Source organism: Xanthomonas sp. F1 (genome assembly GCF_014199855.1).
This window is the reverse complement of sequence record NZ_JACHOK010000007.1, coordinates 188175-203409: the sequence shown is the minus strand read 5'-3', so window position 1 is coordinate 203409 and position 15235 is coordinate 188175. Positions and strand designations below refer to the sequence as shown.

At 69.2% G+C, this 15235-nt stretch carries 13 protein-coding genes; 8 read left to right on the top strand and 5 right to left on the bottom strand.

The features are described 5' to 3' along the window. Positions 1–29 precede the first annotated feature (29 nt). Positions 30–932 (bottom strand): alpha/beta hydrolase, encoded by a 903-nt coding sequence (locus tag GGR71_RS15850; RefSeq protein ID WP_184452112.1) that lies wholly within the window; start codon positions 930–932, stop codon positions 30–32. A gap of 100 nt (positions 933–1032) precedes the next feature. Here GGR71_RS15850 and GGR71_RS15845 point away from each other — a divergent pair, with 100 nt between their 5' ends. Then, on the top strand, positions 1033–1959 hold the full coding sequence (locus GGR71_RS15845; RefSeq protein WP_160961306.1) for a LysR family transcriptional regulator: 927 nt from the start codon (positions 1033–1035) through the stop codon (positions 1957–1959). A gap of 53 nt (positions 1960–2012) precedes the next feature. Here the strand turns inward: GGR71_RS15845 and GGR71_RS15840 are convergent, their stop codons facing one another. Continuing rightward, positions 2013–2981, bottom strand: a complete 969-nt coding sequence (locus tag GGR71_RS15840) for a LysR family transcriptional regulator (protein ID WP_160961303.1) — start codon at positions 2979–2981, stop codon at positions 2013–2015. Positions 2982–3089: 108 nt separating this feature from the next. Here GGR71_RS15840 and aceB point away from each other — a divergent pair, with 108 nt between their 5' ends. From aceB to GGR71_RS15820, 4 genes are all read left to right on the top strand, one after another. Then, positions 3090–4733 (top strand): malate synthase A, encoded by a 1644-nt coding sequence (gene aceB, locus GGR71_RS15835; protein WP_160961301.1) that lies wholly within the window; start codon positions 3090–3092, stop codon positions 4731–4733. Positions 4734–4877: 144 nt separating this feature from the next. Beyond that, positions 4878–6173: an isocitrate lyase gene (gene aceA, locus GGR71_RS15830; protein WP_160961298.1), complete on the top strand. Its 1296-nt coding sequence runs from the start codon at positions 4878–4880 to the stop codon at positions 6171–6173. Between the two features lie 234 nt (positions 6174–6407). Continuing rightward, the gene (locus GGR71_RS15825; protein ID WP_160961295.1) at positions 6408–7451 is read left to right on the top strand and encodes a GGDEF domain-containing protein; all 1044 of its coding nucleotides are present in this window, start codon (positions 6408–6410) and stop codon (positions 7449–7451) included. Between the two features lie 27 nt (positions 7452–7478). Next, the gene (locus GGR71_RS15820) at positions 7479–10106 is read left to right on the top strand and encodes a putative peptide modification system cyclase (protein ID WP_160961292.1); all 2628 of its coding nucleotides are present in this window, start codon (positions 7479–7481) and stop codon (positions 10104–10106) included. Here GGR71_RS15820 and GGR71_RS15815 read toward each other — a convergent pair. Continuing rightward, positions 10058–10414, bottom strand: a complete 357-nt coding sequence (locus tag GGR71_RS15815) for an NHLP-related RiPP peptide (RefSeq protein WP_160961290.1) — start codon at positions 10412–10414, stop codon at positions 10058–10060. The two genes, GGR71_RS15820 and GGR71_RS15815, sit on opposite strands and share 49 nt — an antisense overlap. A gap of 140 nt (positions 10415–10554) precedes the next feature. Between GGR71_RS15815 and GGR71_RS15810 the strand changes: the two genes are divergently transcribed. Next, positions 10555–11742 carry a putative peptide maturation dehydrogenase gene (locus tag GGR71_RS15810; RefSeq protein ID WP_160961423.1) on the top strand — a complete coding sequence of 396 codons (1188 nt, stop codon included), beginning with the start codon at positions 10555–10557 and terminating at the stop codon, positions 11740–11742. Positions 11743–11760: 18 nt separating this feature from the next. Here GGR71_RS15810 and GGR71_RS15805 read toward each other — a convergent pair whose 3' ends face one another. After that, on the bottom strand, positions 11761–12267 hold the full coding sequence (locus GGR71_RS15805) for a cupin (RefSeq protein WP_160961287.1): 507 nt from the start codon (positions 12265–12267) through the stop codon (positions 11761–11763). A 167-nt stretch (positions 12268–12434) separates the two neighbouring features. Beyond that, on the bottom strand, positions 12435–14057 hold the full coding sequence (locus GGR71_RS15800; protein WP_160961285.1) for a SulP family inorganic anion transporter: 1623 nt from the start codon (positions 14055–14057) through the stop codon (positions 12435–12437). 299 nt (positions 14058–14356) lie between these two features. On the opposite strand from GGR71_RS15800, the gene GGR71_RS15795 reads away from it, so the two are divergent. Together GGR71_RS15795 and GGR71_RS15790 are read left to right on the top strand one after the other, a co-directional pair. Further along, a complete protein-coding gene (locus tag GGR71_RS15795; protein WP_160961282.1) occupies positions 14357–14779 on the top strand; it encodes a hypothetical protein in 423 nt (140 codons plus the stop codon). Positions 14780–14993: 214 nt separating this feature from the next. After that, positions 14994–15194, top strand: coding sequence for a hypothetical protein (locus tag GGR71_RS15790; RefSeq protein ID WP_160961280.1), 201 nt, complete (start codon positions 14994–14996; stop codon positions 15192–15194). Positions 15195–15235 lie beyond the last annotated feature (41 nt).

The following is a 15235-nucleotide window of genomic DNA, read 5'->3' as shown; positions in this document are numbered from 1 at the left end:
TGCGCCAGTGCTGGCGCCGTACAGGCGGCTCAGGCCGCGACGGCCGGCGTCGGCACCAGATGCGCGACGAACCAGTCGCGTGCGGCGCTGCTGGAGGCATCGAACTGCTCGACGTACGGCACGAAGTGGCCGCCGTGCAGCATCAGCAGCCGCTTCGGTTCCAGCGCCTGCGCATAGGCCTGCAACTGAAAGTCGGTGCCAGAGATGTAGTCGCGGTCGGCGACGATCATCAGCAATGGGGTCGGGCTGATCGCAGCGGCGAAGCTTGCCGGCTCGTAGCCGCGGCTCCACTCCGCCGAACGCAGCGTGGTCCAGTTGCGCCAGTTCGGTGCGATCGTGGCCGCGCCTTCGAAGAACGCGCGCGCATCGTCGCTGGGAAAAATCGCGTCGGCGGCACCGACCACGGCCTTGCGCGCAGGCACGCCGCCACGCAGCACCGTCAGGCGGTCGGCGGCGAACGCCGCCTGCAGCGCGTCGGCCCGTTCGTAGCTGCCGCGGCGCAGCCCGTTGCGGTAGCCGGCCAGGCCCGGCACCTGCGCGACCACGGCCTTGACCCGTCGGTCGGTGGCGGCCACCTGCATGGCGTGCGCGCCGCTGTAGCTGGTGCCCCACAGGCCGATGCGCGTGGGGTCGATGCCGTCCAGGCTGCCGGCGAAGGTGATCGCGTGGCGGCAGTCCTCGATCTGGCGCCACGGATCGATCTCCTGCCGCGGCGTGCCGTCGCTGTCGCCGAAACCGCGGTGGTCGTACACCAGCACAGCCAGGCCGGCGGCGGCGAACACCTCGGCATAGCGATCCAGGTAGGCCTCCTTGACCAGCGACCAGCCGTGCGCCATCACCACGATCGGTGCTGGGGTGGTCGTGGCCGGGCGATACAGCCAGCCTCGCAGGGTGGTGTCATCGGCGGCGAACGCGATGTCGTCTCGGGTCATGGACTGCATGGGAACTCCTCGGGAAGCGGCCGCACAGCGGCGGCGGGGCGCCCACGATGCGCGCACGCCGGCGCAATTCGGCTTTGCGTAAACTGCAACGATGGACGATTTCCAGCGCTTGTTCGGCCAACTGCAGCTGTTTCTCGATGTGGTCGAGGCCGGCAGCCTGTCCGCCGCGGCGCGCCATCGCGGCATGGCCGTGTCCTCGCTCAGCCGCGGGCTGGATGCGTTGGAGCAGGCGCTGGGCGCGCAGTTGCTGGTCCGCTCCACGCGCAGCCTGACCCTCACCGAAGCCGGACGCGTCCTGCAGGGGCGTGCCGCCGAACTGCTCGGCGGTCTGGCCGAAACCCGCGCGGAACTGGCGCAACTGCAGGGGGAAGTGGTGGGCACGTTGCGGCTGAGCTGCCTGCCGTCGTTCGGCCGCACGCAACTGATGCCGTTGCTGGCGGACCTGTCGCGGCGGCACCCGCAGTTGCACCTCGATCTGGACTTGGTGGAGCGGTTCGACATCCCGCTGCGCCGACGCCTGGATGCGGTGATCCGGCTTGGTCCGGACCCGGCGCCCACCGGTGCGCTGCGGCTGGCCCCGTTGCGGCGGGTGGTCTGCGCCAGTCCCGCTTACCTGCATGGCGCAGGGCCGGTCGAGCGCCTGCCGGCGCTGGCGACGCACGCGCTGCTCGACAAGCGGCACGACGACACGGTCATCAGCTGGCGGCATGTGCTCGGCGCGGACGCGGCGCTGCCGCCGCGGCGACTGCGCTGCGACGATCTGGAAACCCTGCGCCTGGCCGCGCTGGCCGCGCTGGACGGGCTGGGCGTGGCCTGCCTGCCGACCTGGCTGGTCGGGGAGGATCTGCGCCGGCATCGCCTGCGCGCGCTGTTCCACGAGGCGGCGTTGCCGTCGGGGCCGCAGCAGTGGTTGTGGCTGGTGCCGAGCCAGACGCCGCTGCCGGCGCGGGTGGCGCGCTTGGCGCAGTTGCTGCGGCAGGCGATCGGGCAGCCGCCGCATTGGGATCGCCTGGGTTGAGCTGCGCGAGAAGCCCGGGAGCGCGAGAAGCCCGGGAGCACGTGCCGCCGCGCTCAACGCTCCGACGGCCCGCTCTCGTCGTAGCCGCGCGGGGTGAACAGGTCCGGCTGGATCAGCTCGATGAAGGCGCGCGCCTGCGGCGACAGGTACTTGCCCTTGCGTACCACCACGCCATAGCTGCGCGCCGGGAAGTAATCGCCCAGCGCGCGCGTGGCCAGGCGCGCGTGGTCGGCATCGGTGAGGCAGATCGAACTGACGATGGACACGCCCATGCCCATCGCCACGTACTGCTTGATCACCTCCCAGCCGCCGACTTCCAGCGCCACGGTGTAGGGCACGCGCGCCTGCTGGAACACCAGGTCGACCAGGCGATAGGTGACCTGCCGGCGCGGCGGCAGGATCAGCGGGTACGGCGACAGGTCTTCCAGGGTCAGCCTGGGCTTGCGGGCAAGCGCGTGGTCGCGCGGGGCGATCAGCAATTGTTCGAAGCGGTACACCGGGGCGTAGCTGAGGTCGGCCGGCACGTCGAGCATCGAGCCGACCGCCAGGTCCACCGCGTCCTCGCGCAGCAGGTCGGTGCCGTCGGCGCTGATCGCGTTGTGCAGGGTCAGCCGCACCTGCGGGTGGCGGGCGCGGAAGGCCTCCACGATCTTCGGCAGCAGATAGAGGATGGTGGAACTGTTGGCGGCGACGTTGAGTTCGCCGGCGTCCAGCCCGCGCGCCTTCTCGCGGAAGTCCGCCTCCAGCCGGTCCAGGCTCTCGACCAGCGGCTGCGCCATCTCGTATAGCAACTGGCCCTCACGGCTGGGCACCAGGCGGCGGCCGCTGCGCTCGAACAGCACTACGCCCAGCTCCCGTTCCAGCGCCTGCAACTGCAGGGTGACCGCCGGCTGGCTGACGAATAGGGCCTCCGCCGCCCGCGATACCGCACCCAGCCGCACCGTCTGGCAGAACGCGCGCAGCGGTTTCAACCGGTCGGATTTGTAGGGAAATCGCGGGGTTGCGGCGCTACCTGTGGCCATGACGTGATAGATATAAGTCTCACTTATATAAAGCATTGACAAAACTGCTTTGTCAAATACATGCCATGGAAGCACGGTGGAGCCCCGGAAACATCGAGGAATCCCCACATGTCCGCCCCCGCTTTCGCCGCCGCTCCCGACCCGTCCACGCGCTCCACGCCGGGCATCGCGCTCACCGCTTCGCTGGCCGGCCAGGACGCCCTGCTGCCGCCGCCGCTGCTGGCCCTGCTGGTGTCGCTGCACCGGGCGATCGAGCCGGAGCGGCAGGCGCGGCTGGCGGCGCGGCGCGAGCGCCAGGCGTTCTTCGACGCCGGCGGCCTGCCGGACTTCCGCGACGACACCCGTGCGATCCGCGACGGCGACTGGCAGGTGGCGCCGCTGCCCGAGGCGCTGCAGGACCGCCGGGTCGAGATCACCGGCCCGACCGATCCGAAGATGGTCATCAACGCGCTGAACTCCGGCGCCAAGGTGTACATGGCCGACTTCGAGGACTCGACCGCGCCGACCTGGCGCAACCTGGTCGCCGGCCAGCGCGCGCTGGCCGAGGCGGTCGCCGGGACGCTGACCTTCACCGCGCCGGCCGCGCGCGACGGCAGCCCGGGCAAGCGTTACGCGCTGCGCCCCTACGAGGAACAGGCGGTGCTGATCGTGCGCCCGCGCGGCTGGCACCTGGACGAGAAGCACGTGCTGGTCGACGGCCAGCCGCTGGCCGGCGGCCTGTTCGACGCCGCCCTGTTCGCCTTCCACAACGGCCGCGCGCTGCAGGCCAAGGACCGCGGCCCGTACCTGTACCTGCCCAAGCTGCAGTCGATGGAAGAGGCCGCGCTGTGGGAGACCGCGCTGGCCCACATCGAGGACATGCTCGGCCTGCCGCAGGGGCAGATCAAGGTCACGGTGCTGATCGAGACGCTGCCGGCGGTGTTCGAGATGGACGAGATCCTGCACGCGCTGCGCGGGCGCATCGTCGGCCTGAACTGCGGCCGCTGGGACTACATCTTTTCCTACCTGAAGACCTTCCGCCGGCATCCTGACCGGGTGCTGCCCGAGCGCGGCCAGGTGACCATGACCCAGCCGTTCCTGAAGGCGTACTCGGAACTGCTGATCCGCACCTGCCACCGCCGCGGCGCGCATGCGATGGGCGGCATGGCCGCGCAGATTCCGATCAGCCACGACGAGGCGGCCAACGAGCAGGCGATGGCGCGGGTGCGCGCGGACAAGCTGCGCGAAGTCACCGCCGGCCACGACGGCACCTGGGTGGCGCACCCGGCGCTGATCCCGATCGCCCGTGCGGTGTTCGACGAGCACATGCGCACGCCGAACCAGCAAGCGGTGCGCCGCGAGGACGTGCAGGCCGACCGCGACACGCTGATCGCCCCGTCCGCCGGCACCATCACCCGCGCCGGCTTCGAGGGCAACATCGAAGTGTGCGTGCGCTACCTGGCGGCGTGGCTGGACGGCAACGGCTGCGTGCCGATCCATCACCTGATGGAGGACGCCGCCACCGCCGAGATCAGCCGCAGCCAGTTGTGGCAGTGGTTGCACGTGGGCGGCCTGCACCTGGACGACGGCACCGCCATCGACTTCGCCCTGTTCGACGCCTGCCTGCGGCAGTTGCCGGCGCGGCTGGGCGAGCGCGCGCTGCTGCCGGGCGGGGCGCGAGTGGACGAGGCCATCGCCTTGCTCGACAAGCTGACCCGCGACGAAGAACTGGCCGATTTCCTGACCTTGCCGGCCTATGAGTTGATTGATTGAGGTGAAGCCGGGAGTGGGGATTCGGGAATGGGGAATCGTGAAAGCGGTGTCCCTGCAGCGGATCCCTTCCGTGCCTGCCAACGCCTTCTATCCGACCACACCCTCACCGTTTCATCGCTGCATCCATTTCGAGGAGAACGCCAGATGAGCACCACGCTGCAGACCGCCGAACAGATCCAGCGCGACTGGGACACCGATCCGCGCTGGGCCGGGATCACCCGCAACTACACCGCCGCCGACGTGGTGCGCCTGCGCGGCACGGTGCACGTGGAGCATTCGCTGGCCCGGCTCGGTGCCGAGAAGCTGTGGAAGTACCTGCACGAGAAGGACTTCGTCAACGCGCTGGGCGCGCTGACCGGCAACCAGGCGATGCAGCAGGTCAAGGCCGGGCTCAACGCCATCTACCTGTCCGGCTGGCAGGTCGCTGCCGACGCCAACCTGGCCGGGCAGATGTATCCGGACCAGTCGCTGTACCCGGCCGATTCGGTGCCGGCGGTGGTCAAGCGCATCAACAACACCCTGCTGCGCGCCGACCAGCTGCACCACGCCGAAGGCAAGGACGAGATCGACTTCCTGCAGCCGATCGTGGCCGACGCCGAGGCCGGTTTCGGCGGCGTGCTCAACGCCTTCGAACTGATGAAGGCGATGATCGAGGCCGGCGCGGCCGGCGTGCACTTCGAGGACCAGCTGGCCTCGGTGAAGAAGTGCGGGCACATGGGCGGCAAGGTGCTGGTGCCGACCCGCGAGGCGATCGAGAAGTTGAACGCCGCGCGCCTGGCCGCCGACGTCATGGGCGTGCCGACCCTGCTGGTGGCGCGTACCGATGCCGAGGCCGCCGACCTGGTGACCAGCGACATCGATCCCAACGATCGTCCGTTCACCACCGGCGAGCGCACCGTCGAGGGCTTCTTCCGCACCAACAAGGGCCTGGACCAGGCGATCAGCCGTGGCCTGGCCTACGCGCCCTACGCCGACCTGATCTGGTGCGAGACCGGCAAGCCGGACCTGGAGTTCGCGCGCAAGTTCGCCGAGGCCATCCACGCCAAGTTCCCGGGCAAGCTGCTGGCCTACAACTGCTCGCCCAGCTTCAACTGGAAGAAGAACCTGGACGACGCCACCATCGCCAAGTTCCAGCGCGAGATCGCCAGCTACGGCTACAAGTTCCAGTTCATCACCCTGGCCGGCTTCCATGCGCTGAACTACTCGATGTTCAACCTGGCGCACGGTTATGCGCGCCGGCAGATGAGCGCCTTCGTCGAGCTGCAGGAGGCCGAGTTCGCCGCCGCCGACCGTGGCTTCACCGCGGTCAAACACCAGCGTGAGGTCGGCACCGGCTACTTCGATGCGGTGACCCAGGCGATCCAGCAGGGCCAGTCCTCGACCACCGCGCTGACGGGCTCGACCGAGGAAGAGCAGTTCCATGGCGAGAAAGCGGCCTGACCCTGCAGCCAGGCGCCGATGACTCGCCCCTCCCTGGCAGGAGGTGGGAAGCCCGGGTTCGCCCGGGCTTTTTTTCGCGCTTTTGGCAATGGCGGGGACGGTGTCTACCGCGTGCGACAGCTGGCCGCCGTGTCTCTTGAAAGGGTGAGATCGGCTGTGAAACGTATCGTGAGCGCCACGTGTAGGTGCTATGCTCCCCAGCCAGGGGCCAGCGACGTCACATGAGGGGGCCGGATGAGCTGCGACAGCGCCGCATCCACCGCACGCGGCACAATTTCCAACGCTGCGGTCGCTCCGAAGCCGAACGAGCTAGCGGTGCTGACCGCTGCGGAATTGCGCCTGTTTTCCGAATTCGGCCGCGCCCGTACGGTGCGCGCCGGCGACGTGCTGTTCCGCCGCGGCGATGGCGGCAGCGCCATGTTCGTGATCACCAGTGGCGTGATCGATCTGGATTTCGGCGAGGACCTGGTGGTGAAGCACCTGGGCCACGGCGAGTTCTTCGGCGAGCTGGGCCTGCTGATCGGCAACCACATGCGCAGCGCCGACGCGCTCGCCGCCAGCGACGGCGCGTTGGTGGAACTGGACCACGACGACTTCCAGCGCCTGGTCGAGCGTGACCCGGGCGTGGTCGCCTACTTCCTGCGCCGCACCATCATGCGCGTGGTGATGAACGAGCAGACCCTGATCCGCCAGCTGCGCCGGCGCAACCGCGACCTGGAAGCGGCGCTGGACAACCTCTACGCCACCACCCACCAGCTCACCCAGACCGAAGAGCTGGTGCGCACCGACGAACTCACCGGCCTGCACAACCGCCGCGGGCTGATCCTGCGCCTGCAGGAGTGCCGCCGCGACGGCCGCTCGCCCGGCCCAGGTCTGCTGCTGATCGACTGCGACCGCTTCAAGCACATCAACGATGCCCACGGCCATCTGGTCGGCGACCGCGTGCTGCAGAACGTCGCCAACATCCTGCGCTCGGTGGCCGGGCCCGACGACATCGCCTGTCGCCTGGGCGGCGACGAGTTCTGCCTGCTGGTGGCCGCCGGCAACGTCGAGGACCTGCGCCGGATCGGCGAGTTCGTGCTCGCCACCGTGCAGAACCTGCTGGGTGTGCCGCACCCGGCGCCGCACATCTGCCCGGTCAGCATCGGCATCAGCCGGGTCGATCCGCATTCGGACTGGAACGACTGGTACGCCAACGCCGATGCGGCGCTGTACGAGGCCAAGCGCCAGGGCGGCAACCGGTTGTACTGGCACGACCTCGCCTCCGCGCCCTGCTGAGCCATCACGTCCCCGCGAGCCGCCGCCATGACCGACGCCCCCGCACCGCCGCCCGAGGTCCCGCAGCTGCGCACCCTGCTGCTGACCGACCTGTGCGACTCGGTGGCGCTGGTGGAAAAGCTCGGCGACGCCAATGCGGCCGAATTGTTCAAGCGTCACGACTCGCTGGTGCTGGAGCTGCAGCAACGTTGGCGTGGCCGCCTGATCGACCGCTCCGACGGCCTGCTGCTGCTGTTCGAACGGCCCATCGACGGCCTTGGCTTCGCCCTGGACTACAGCCGCGGCCTGCACGCCCTGGGCGCGCCGCGCGCGCTGGAGCTGAAGGTGCGCGCCGGCCTGCATGTCGGCGAGGTGCTGACCTGGCGCAACAGCGACGCCGCGGTGCAGGTGGGCGCCAAGCCGCTGGAAGTGGAAGGCCTGGCCAAGCCGACTGCGGCGCGGCTGATGACCCTGGCCCGGCCCGGACAGATCCTGCTCTCGGCGGTGGCCGAGTCGCTGACCCACCGCGCCGCGCGCGAACTGGGCGAGCGCGGCGAGCGCCTGCTGTGGAAATCGCACGGCCGCTGGCGCTTCAAGGGCGTGCCGACCCCGCTGGAGATCTACGAAGTCGGCGAGATCGGCCACACCCCGCTGCGCGCGCCCAAGCCCACGCCCAAGGCCTGGCGCGACATCCCGCTGTGGCGCCGGCCGGCGGCGCTGGCGGCGGAAGCGGCGCTGATCGCCGCGTTCGCGCTCGGCGCCTGGTTCGTCACCCGCCCGCAGCCGGCCATCGCCTTCGCCGAACGCGACTGGGTGGTGGTGGGGGATTTGCGCAATCTCACTGGCGACGTGGCCCTGGACGACTCGCTGCAGCAGGCCTTCCGCATCAGCCTGGAGCAGTCGCGCTACGTCAACGTGCTCAGCGATCTGAAGGTGCGTGACACGCTGACGCGGATGCGTCGCGATCCGGAGCACACGCCGTTGGATCGCGCCACCGCCTCGGAGATCGCGCAGCGCGATGGCGCACGCGCCGTGCTGCTCGCCACGGTCTCGGAGGTTGGCGGGCGGGTGCGGGTGAGCGCGGAGGTGGTCGATCCGAAGACGCAGGCGACCGTCTATGCCGAGTCCCGCGACGGCCGCGGGGCCGGCTCGGTGCTGGCCTCGATCGATGCGGTGACCACATCGCTGCGCGAGCAGTTGGGCGAAGGCGAGGAGATCATCAGGAAGAATTCGCCGCCGCTGCCGAGCGTCACCACCAGCAGCCTGGACGCCTTGAAGGCCTACGCGATCGCGGTGAAGTACTTCACCCGGCGCGACTTCCAGACCGCCGATCAGTACTTCGCCAAGGCGGCCGAGATCGACAAGGATTTCGCACTCGCCTACATGGGATCGATGCGGGTCGAGATCTCCACTGCCAACAATCGCGCGGCAATGCAGTACCTGGCCAAGGCCATGGCCTTGCGCGACCATCTTTCCGAACGTGATGCGCTGTACCTGGATGCGTGGGCGAGCGAACTCGGCCCGCACCCGTGGCGGCAGGCGAAGCAGAAGTGGAAGATGCTGTCGGAACTGTATCCGGACTACTACGCCGGCGCGGCGCAGTTCGCCTGGGACGAATTCACCGAGGGCAACTACGCATCGGCCGCGCACAGCGTGCAGAAGTTCGCGGTGCCACAGAATCCGCTGCGCGACGTGGCAGTGGAACTGCAGGGTCGCATCTACCTGGCGCAGGGCCGGTACGGCGACGCGCTGAACGCCTTCAAGCAGGCCGAGGAACTCGGCGGCTACCCGGCGACCCGACGCCACGCTGCCGCGTTCGCGGCGATGAAGGACTACGCGGCGGCAGACAGGATCATGGCAGCACTGGCGTCGTCGGGGGCGGCGTTGACCGACCACTTCGAACAGATCTCCATTCCGCTGGACCAGGGGCGCTTGCGCGACGCCGCCGCTGCCGCGCAGGCGGCCGTGGCGGCGTCGGCGGATGCAGAGCCGGTGATCCGGTATCCCTTGCAGATCGCGCAGCAAGCGGTCGCGTTCGTCATCGATCCACGGACGGTGGACAGGAGAGCGCTGGCGCGGATCGCCGACGGAGCGTTGCAGCAGGCCGTCCATGGCGACGCCGGCGATCGCGACGATCTGGTCATCGTGGCGATGTCTGCCATTCGCCTGGCGCAGCGCAGCGGCGACCCAGCGCTGTACGACGTGCATGCGACGCAGCTCGCCTCGCTGGTTGCCCAGTCCGGTTTCCCGCCGATGACCAAGTTGTTGTCGCTGCTGCGGGCGCAACAGCTCATCGACAGCGGAAAGCCCGCGGGTGCGGTCGCCCTGCTACGCGAACAGATCGATGGCAGGGAGCCGTATCAACTCCACGTCAGCCTGCGCGACGCCTTGCTCGCAACCGGCGAGAAGAAGCAGGCATTGGCCGAAAACGACTGGCTGGTCGCGCGCCGCGGCCTGGCGTACATCGAGCCGACCGGCGGACTGGTGCTGCAATCGATGAATGTCGCCGACGCGAACCTGGCGGTGCTGAGTATCACGGAGATTCTGGCCAGCCTGGGCCAGACCGACCAGGCGCGGCAGAAGGCGGAGACCTTCCGTCGCGCCTGGGCGGGGCAAGCATTGCCGACCTATTTGGCAGTCAGGCTGGCGACGACGGAACCTGCTTCGAAACAGTGAACGACCGTGTGCGTACCCTCGGCGGTGAGGTAGGCCAGCAGCAATTCCAGGGCTTCCTGGATTTCTTCCTTGGTCGCCAGGTCCGACGTGCACAGGCAGGTCGGCTCCTCCAACGCGGCGGCGGCGCGTTGCTCGGAAAGGCCGAGGCTGCGCAGCGCCGCGCCCGGATCCTGCGCGAACAGCGCGCGGAAGTCGTCGTCGGTGGACAGAAGCGTGAGCAATTGCTGGGCAGTGGCGAGATCGAAGGGCGGATGCCCTTGCGGCTGGTCGGTCATGATGTGGTCCCCTGTTTCGATAGCGGTGGACATGCGCTGCACGCATGGCGGAGGTGCGGTTGCCACGGCCGATCGCAGGAACGACCGGGGCCGCGGCGGTATCCTAGCAGCCCGGCATCTCTCCAATGTGGCCAATCGATGCAGCGCTCCCGCACCGCGGAAACGAGGGATCCATGCGTCTGAGGCGCTGTGCCGTGCTGTTCGTCGAGGCGCGGGAACGCGTGGCGTTCGACCTGACCAGCCTGCTCCGTGGCGGTGCCGGGCTGCACCGCGAGCGTGCGTGGGTCGCGTTGGCGCCGCACCTGGACAGTGAGCTCGAACTGGACGTGGCCGACCTGCCGTTGCTTGGCCAGGTCAGTCCCACGGAATGGGTCGAGCGCGCGCACCTAGCCGACCATGCGGACGATGTGATCGAGCGGGCGCTCGATCGCGGCCTGCTGATCGGCGACGACGCGCGTTCTGCTGCGTTTCGCGAACGCGACGAGGCGTTGCGGTCCGCGCATTGGTGGCCGGCCGCGGCCGTGGCGCACTGGGCCAGCCGTTGGCAGGGCATCGACGGGGTGACCGCGATGGAGCGCAACGGCATGGTGTCGGCTCCCGACCTGCGCCGCAAGCTGGGCGCGCCGCCACCCGAGGTGCAGGAGGTCGGTTCCGGCCTCGCCAGAATTCCGCTGCCGCGGTTGGACGACGGCGCCTTCGACGCCATGCTTGCGCGTCGCGTCACCTGCCGCAACTACGACGATGCCCGCCCGCTGCCGCATGCGCTGTTCCTGCGGATGGTGCAGCGCGCACTGATGGCGCGGGCGACGCTGCGGGTCCAGGACGATACGGTGTTCCTGAAGAAGAACGTGCCGTCGGCTGGCGGATTGCACCCGACCGAAGCCTACCTGCTGGTGCGCCGGGTGGAGGGGATCGAACCGGGCTTGTACCACTACCATCCGGTGGATCACGCGTTGGCGCCGTTGCCGTGTCCAGGGCCGGACATCGATGCATTCGCGCGGCTGGCGCTGGCCGGGCAGCACTGGTTCGCCGATGCCCACGTGCTGGTGCTGCTCGCACCGCGATTCACCCGCACGTTCTGGAAATATCGCCAGCATGCCAAGGCCTATCGCGCGCTGACCCTGGACGTCGGCCACATCTCGCAGGCACTGTACTTCTCGGCCACCGAGCTGGGATTGGGGGCGTTCGTCACCTCCGCCATCAATGACGTCGATCTCGGCAAGTCGCTGGACCTGGACCCGATGCGCCAGAGCGTCATGGCGATCTGCGGCTTCGGTTGGAGGTCAGAGCACGCGGCGACGACCGAGTTCGATCCGGCGTGCGACGTCTGGGCGGCCGAGTCCGCTTCACGGCAGGCTTGACCATGTTGGACGACGTGGTCAGTCGATGGCGGTAGGCATCTGCCAATACTCCAGCAGCGGCCCCTTCGCCCCGAGCAGCGGATCGCTGTGCGGAAACGGTACCTTGGTGATCCGTTGCAGCATCGCGGCGGTGGGCGCCTCGCGGCAGATGTCCCAGTCCTGGCCGTCCGGATAAGCACCGACGACCATGAAGTCGGCGCTCGCGGACAGCCGGCAATGGCCGGTGCCGGCCGGCAGCAGCAGGGCATCGCCGGCCGCGAGCGCGACCTCGAGGCCGCCCGGGCCGCCAAGCACCACGCGGGCGCTGCCGCCGGCGACGCCGAGCACCTCGTGTGCGGTGGAGTGGTAGTGGTGGTAGTCGTAGATGCCATCGCGCCATTGCGGCGGCCAGCCGTGCGCGGCGAAGCGGCGTTCGAAGCCGTCGGCGTCGATGGCGGCCACGCAGTGCCGGTAGTGCAGCACCGGCAGGAACGGGTGGTTGGGTACCCAATGGCATGGCGGCAGTCGCCAGTGGTCCAGCGGCATCGCGCGTCTCCTGCACAGTCGGTCGGCAGGCCGATGCTAATCGTGCGATGTCGTCGCCATGTCAGCGCATGAGAGGAGCGCGGCGATCGTCGCGCGGCGACCGCCAGATGGCGTGTTCGCCGCACGGCGCGTCCTCTCGCCACCGTGTCCAGATTGCGTGGTGCTGCTCAATGCGGGGGAACGCTCTCGGCGTCGCCGCGCTGGTGGGTGCCCAGCCGCCCGACCATCGCCGCACTGTCCGGATTCAGTCCCAGCACGTGGACCTGTGCGCCGTGGCGGCGGAATTTCAGCACCACCTGGTCCAGCGCGCCGATGGCGCTGATGTCCCAGACGTGCGCGTGGCTCAGATCCAGGGTGACCCGTGTCGGCGCATGCGCAAAGTCGAAGGCGCCGACCAAGCTGCCGGCCGAGGCGAAGAACAGCTGGCCGCGGATGCGGTAGGTGTGGCCGCCATCGGCGTCTTCGCTCCTGGTGATGTCGAGCATGCGCCCGACCTTGCGCGCGAAGAACAGCGCCGACAGCAACACACCGGTGAGCACGCCGCGCGCCAGGTCGTGAGTGGCCACGGTCACCACGACGGTGCCGAGCATCACCACGCTGGAGCTGGCCGGGTGGGTACGCAGTTGTGCCAGCGAACGCCAGCTGAAGGTGCCCACCGAGACCATGATCATCACCGCCACCAGTGCGGCCATGGGGATCTGTCGCACCCAGGCGCCGGCGAACACCACCAGCAGCAACAGGACCGTGCCGGCAATCAGGGCGGACAGGCGTCCGCGCCCGCCGGATTTCACATTGATCACCGACTGCCCGATCATCGCGCAGCCGGCCATGCCGCCGAACAGGCCGCTGACGATGTTGGCTACGCCCTGGCCCATGCACTCGCGGTTCTTGTCGCTGGGTGTGTCGGTCATGTCGTCGACGATCTGCGCGGTCATCATCGACTCGAGCAGGCCGACCACCGCCATCGTCGCCGCGACCGGGAACACGATCCGCAGCGTCTCCAGCGTCCACGGTACGTCCGGCAACAGCAGGCTGGGCAGGCGATCGGGCAATTGCCCCTTGTCGCCGACGGTGGGCACGTGGATGCCGAAGTACAGCGCCAGCCCGGTCAGCAGCACGATCGCCACCAACGGCGGCGGCACGGCCAGCCCGCGAGTCCAACGGTGCCCGAGCAGCAGCGCCGCCGCGCCGCCCACGGCGACCGGCAGCAGCGTCCATGGCGCCATGCTGCCTGCGGTCAAGGCCGCGCCCAGCACCAGCAGCCACAAGCCGATGCCGGGGAAGCTGCGCCGCGACAGCCAGGGCAGGCCGTAGATCAGCAGCAAGCCCAGCGCCACCAGCGGATACACCGGCATGGGCACGCCGATCAGTTCGGGCAACTGCGCCATGAAGATCAGGATCGCCAGCGCGTTGACGAAGCCGGTGATCACCGAGCGCGAGACGAAGCGCATCAGCGCGCCGAGCTTGAACAGTCCGGCCAGGATCTGCAGCACGCCGGTCAGCAGCGTGGCCGCCAGCAGGTAGGGCAGGCCGTGCTGCTTGACCAAGCCGATCATCAGCAGCGCCATCGCGCCGGTGGCGGCGGAGATCATGCCGGGGCGCCCGCCGGCGAAGGCGATGGTGACGCAGATGCAGAAGGCCGCGTACAGGCCGATCTTGGGGTCGACCCCGGCGATGATCGAGAACGCGATCGCCTCGGGAATCAGCGCCAGTGCCACGACCAGGCCGGCGAGCACGTCGCCACGTAAATTGCCGCACCAGGATTGGCGCAGGGAAGAAAAAAGCTTCAAGGTAAACGCTCCCGACACCGCCCTGTCGAAGGGCAGCGCGCGCTGTAGGCAATGGAAAACCAGCAACCTGCGGCCTGCCGTCGAGGGCGGGCCGATGCGCGCTGCGGGTGTCAGGGTGGCGTCATGAGCAGAGCGTGGTGAGGGATCGGCGCGAGCGGACGCGCGTCGCAAGTATACGCGACGGCTGCCGCAGCGCCCGCTGTGACCGCCTGCACGCCGCCATCGCCGCGCGACTCACGTTGCGCTCACTTTGGCCGCGCAAAATGGGCAAATCGCAACGCCGTATCGTGGAGTCGGCCATGCAGGATCTACGCATCGATCATGTCGATGGCGCCTTGTCCGCCCTGGACCAGGCCGACCCGCAGTACAAGGCGGCGCTGTGGCAATGGGCCTGCCTGGAAATGCTGCACGAGACGCTCAGCGCCATGCACCAGCTCTCGCATCGCGCCGGCGTGGCCGAACTGGTCGCCGATGCCTGGCTGGCGCCGGTCGACGTCATCGCGCCGGAGCAGCCGTTCCTGGAGCGCGCCGCGCTGGCCGACCCGCGCGTACCGGCATTCGCATTGGCACTGAATGCGGCCGCATCGCGGCAGTCGCGCGCCGAGCTGTGGCGCAGCGGCTACGCCAGCGCGGTGCAGGCGACCTTGCAGGGCATGCAGGCACTGGCCGGCAAGCACCGGATCGACGCGCGGCTACCGCAACACGCCGCGGCAGCTGCCTGATCATTGCGGAGCGCACTCTCCGTACGCCGCTGTGCCCTCGGGCAGCCGTGACAACGCGGTACGCTTTCCCGTACTGAGCCGTTTTCGTCACGGGCGTCGGCTATGCACGGCGAGCGCGGCACTACCTCGACAGCGCGCCGCGCTGGCCGCGCAATGACACACGGACTACATCGCGTTCACCCGCATGCGACGGCTTGCGCGACAGCCTGGGGCCATGCGCCACGACGACCGCCATCCTGCGGCACCCCCTTCCGCGCCCGCGCCGCCAACGCGGCGCGTCCGTGATGCCAGCGGCACGTCCGAAGCGGCCGCCTGGTGGCGACAACTGCGCGGCTGCCGCTGGCTGGGCGCCATCGCGGTGCTGGTGTCGCTGGCGTTGGTCGCCGTGGCCCTGTTGCGTTGGTCTGGCGCATGACCGAGGCAGCGCGTCATCCCGATCCGCACGGAGTGCCCCGC

Coding starts and splice junctions, on each gene's coding strand:
- GGR71_RS15790 (WP_160961280.1), top strand. CDS start 14,994: ATGCGCCACGACGACCGCCATCCTGCGGCACCCCCTTCCGCGCCCGCG.
- GGR71_RS15820 (WP_160961292.1), top strand. CDS start 7,479: ATGACCGACGCCCCCGCACCGCCGCCCGAGGTCCCGCAGCTGCGCACC.
- aceB (WP_160961301.1), top strand. CDS start 3,090: ATGTCCGCCCCCGCTTTCGCCGCCGCTCCCGACCCGTCCACGCGCTCC.
- GGR71_RS15845 (WP_160961306.1), top strand. CDS start 1,033: ATGGACGATTTCCAGCGCTTGTTCGGCCAACTGCAGCTGTTTCTCGAT.
- GGR71_RS15840 (WP_160961303.1), bottom strand. CDS start 2,981: ATGGCCACAGGTAGCGCCGCAACCCCGCGATTTCCCTACAAATCCGAC.
- aceA (WP_160961298.1), top strand. CDS start 4,878: ATGAGCACCACGCTGCAGACCGCCGAACAGATCCAGCGCGACTGGGAC.
- GGR71_RS15805 (WP_160961287.1), bottom strand. CDS start 12,267: ATGCCGCTGGACCACTGGCGACTGCCGCCATGCCATTGGGTACCCAAC.
- GGR71_RS15815 (WP_160961290.1), bottom strand. CDS start 10,414: ATGTCCACCGCTATCGAAACAGGGGACCACATCATGACCGACCAGCCG.
- GGR71_RS15795 (WP_160961282.1), top strand. CDS start 14,357: ATGCAGGATCTACGCATCGATCATGTCGATGGCGCCTTGTCCGCCCTG.
- GGR71_RS15850 (WP_184452112.1), bottom strand. CDS start 932: ATGACCCGAGACGACATCGCGTTCGCCGCCGATGACACCACCCTGCGA.
- GGR71_RS15825 (WP_160961295.1), top strand. CDS start 6,408: ATGAGCTGCGACAGCGCCGCATCCACCGCACGCGGCACAATTTCCAAC.
- GGR71_RS15810 (WP_160961423.1), top strand. CDS start 10,555: ATGCGTCTGAGGCGCTGTGCCGTGCTGTTCGTCGAGGCGCGGGAACGC.